Source organism: Sporomusa sp., assembly GCF_057736855.1.
In genome coordinates this window covers 1-3117 of sequence record NZ_JBYKYF010000331.1, presented here as the reverse complement: position 1 = coordinate 3117, position 3117 = coordinate 1, and the positions used below count along the sequence as shown (strand labels likewise).

General features: G+C 42.3%; 3 protein-coding genes. 1 reads left to right on the top strand and 2 read right to left on the bottom strand.

Translation table 11 applies throughout. From position 1 onward, the window contains the following. Both AC29Z1_RS15665 and AC29Z1_RS15660 read right to left on the bottom strand, forming a co-directional pair. Positions 1-988: class I adenylate-forming enzyme family protein (locus tag AC29Z1_RS15665; protein ID WP_488272388.1), on the bottom strand; the 988-nt coding region annotated here is incomplete at its 3' end. Positions 989-1279: 291 nt separating this feature from the next. Beyond that, complete coding sequence (locus tag AC29Z1_RS15660) at positions 1280-1849, bottom strand: DJ-1/PfpI family protein (protein ID WP_488272387.1); 570 nt, start codon at positions 1847-1849, stop codon at positions 1280-1282. 288 nt (positions 1850-2137) lie between these two features. On the opposite strand from AC29Z1_RS15660, the gene metA reads away from it, so the two are divergent. Continuing rightward, the gene (gene metA / locus AC29Z1_RS15655) at positions 2138-3055 is read left to right on the top strand and encodes a homoserine O-acetyltransferase MetA (protein ID WP_488272386.1); all 918 of its coding nucleotides are present in this window, start codon (positions 2138-2140) and stop codon (positions 3053-3055) included. The last annotated feature ends 62 nt before the right edge of the window (positions 3056-3117 follow it).

Here is a 3117-nt window from a genome sequence, read left to right as displayed (position 1 = left end):
CCTTCGCATCAACTACTTTGACCTCCAAACCGGGTAGCGCCTTGCCGATAGAACAGTATTTTGGTTTTTCCACCGGGTTTAAGGTCACAACTGGTGAAGCTTCAGAAAGACCATATCCCTCAAGAATGTTTTTACCATATTTATCAGCAAACTGCCGAGCCACTGTTTCTGGTAGTGATGCTCCGCCTGATATAAAGAGTTTTACTCCTGCCAAGTCTTCCGGCTGCCCTACACGGGTAAGAATATTATACATAGGCGGTACACCATAAACGACAGTCACGCCATACTCTTTAATAGCGGCAATGGTTTCTTTGGGAGCAAATGCATCCAATATGGTTATCGAAGCTCCACAAAGCAAGGCATTAAGTATAGCGCAGGTCCAAGCAAAACAATGATACATTGGAAGCACACATAGTACATTATCACTGGCGGTGACAGGCAATACCTTGCCGAAGGTTTGCGCATTGCTTACAAGGTTTTTATGGGTTAATACCGCACCCTTCGGGTTGCCAGTAGTACCGGACGTATAAATAATGACACAGGGGTGGTTTTCGTCAAATTTACTAGTTGGGGGCGAAATCTCAGGCAATGTCTGTACGTCCTGCCTGATATCTGCTAGGATATGCTGCTTGACATCCTGAGAGTATCCTAGATGCGCAAGTTCAGCTTCAAGAGGCATACGCTCCATAGTAACAAGATGTTTTATGTTAGCATCGTTAATAATAAACGCTATCTCGCGAGGTGTCAGTTGAAAGTTAATCGGTACAACCACAGCCCCGAGACTGGCAATGGCCATATAGGAATAAACAAATTCGACCGAATTGCGTGAAAACAGCCCAACATGTTCGTCTGCCCGAATCCCTGACAAATAAAAGTAATTTCGATATTTCGCCACTTGCCGGACAACCTCGGCATATGTCACATAGTCTTTTCCATGAAAAGCTATACTAGTTGGTGTTCCCCTATAAATCAGTTCATGAACTAACAATAGATGCCCCCCTTATATGTGTAGTGCTAAAACATTCTACGCGTCATTGTACCGTAAAACCATCGCTTTGTCGATAATAATAGTATTGCCATACAAAAGCATACAAATTATCAAGGATAATATGGTATCAAGGCTTAGCCGCTGGTGAAACCTGGACTATGCACCAAAACTATACATGCTTATTTACTAAAGAAAAAAACGTAAATGCTGTAAGATGTTCTTACAGCATTTACGTTTTCCTCTTTACTATTGCCTTAAAACATGCAAATAAGCAATTTATAATAGTTGGCGTTAAATACTAATTTTTGCTCCTAATAGCTCAACAAAAGCTCTTAACCATGCTGGATGATCTGGCCAAGCTTGCGCCGTTACCAAGTTACCGCTAACCACTACCTGCTCGTTTTTCCATTCAGCACCAGCCAATTGACATTCAGCGGCACAAGCTGGGTACGAGGTTACTGTTTTGCCTGCCAATACATTAGCCGGAGCTAACAGTTGCGTTCCATGGCAAATGGCGGCTACTGGTTTGCCAGCAGCAAAAAAGTCTTGCACCAACGCAATTACTTCAGGATACATACGAATATATTCAGGTGCCCGACCGCCAGGAACTACCAACCCGGCATAATCTTCGGATTTAACGTCTTTAACTGCAATATCAACGGCAATCCGATGTCCGGTTAGTTCCACATAGGTGTCTAGCCCGACAAAGTCGTGCACAACCAGTTGCACCATATCGCCAGCCTGCTTATTGGGCACAGCTACGTCAACATGGTAGCCTAGCATCATGAGTGCTTGTTGGGGTACTTTAACCTCATAATCTTCCGCACAATCACCTGTCAGTATAAGAATTTTCTTCGCCATTACCTAGTAACCTCCTTATATTTTGATATAATATTAACTGTTCGATAATAGTAATATTTTTCCTGCTGGTACCCAGCGCAATCACTTACAGTTTTTTACTCCATTATACTTCTTGGGCTGCGATATTCTGCTACACTTGATCGTTACTATATATTTGGGAAAATTGGACAGGCAACCATCCTAATATTGACTATTTCTTACAGATCGGTTATAGTAAATTAAATTATCTAAATTCTCACAAGCATCTGTTTACTTGCAGATGCTTTTTCTGTACTGGAGGTTTACCATATGCCAATAGCAATTCCTAACGACCTGCCTGCAGCCAGTATTCTTGAAAATGAAAACATATTTATCATGTACGAAGACCGAGCCTACAGTCAGGACATCCGTCCTCTCAAGATTCTGCTCTTAAACCTGATGCCCACTAAAATTGTTACCGAAACCCAATTTCTCCGTTTATTAAGTAATACGCCTCTCCAGGTAGAAGTTGATTTTATGTATACAGCAACCCATATGCCTAAAAACACATCACCAGAACATCTCATTAAATTTTATGAGACTTTTGATACCATCAAATCCCGCAAATATGATGGCATGATCATAACCGGCGCCCCGGTAGAGCAGATGCCTTTTGAACAAGTAGCTTACTGGGATGAACTTTGCGAGATCATGGAATGGAGCAAAAAACATGTCTATTCGACTCTTCATATTTGTTGGGGAGCACAAGCCGGATTATACTATCACTATGGTATTCCAAAGTATCCACTTCCGGAAAAAATGTTCGGAGTGTTTCCGCACAAAACCGCCTCTTCCAAATCTAACAAGCTGTTTCGAGGGTTTGACGATATATTTTATGTTCCCCACTCCCGTCATACCGAAGTCAGACGGGAAGACATTGAAAACAATCCCTCCCTCCACATTCTCTCAGAGTCGGAAGTTGCCGGCGTTCATACAGTAGCTGATAGTAATGGGCGGCAAATTTTTATAACCGGCCATTGTGAGTACGATCCGCTGACGCTCAAATCAGAATATGACCGCGATGTGGCCCTCGGTCTGCCAATTAAAATTCCTTATAATTATTTTCCAAACGATGATCCCAGCAAACCGCCGATAGTGCTTTGGCGCAGCGCCGCTAATCTGTTATTCTCCAACTGGTTAAATTACTATGTGTATCAAGAAACCCCATACGATCTCTCAACTTTATAAAATAAAAGGGCTCTATAATAAATGTTGGGGTAACCAGTTCTACAACTGGAACTGCCTCAACA

Excerpts from the sequence above, each read along its gene's own strand:
- metA (WP_488272386.1), top strand. The coding sequence starts at position 2,138 with ATGCCAATAGCAATTCCTAACGACCTGCCTGCAGCCAGTATTCTTGAA.
- AC29Z1_RS15660 (WP_488272387.1), bottom strand. The coding sequence starts at position 1,849 with ATGGCGAAGAAAATTCTTATACTGACAGGTGATTGTGCGGAAGATTAT.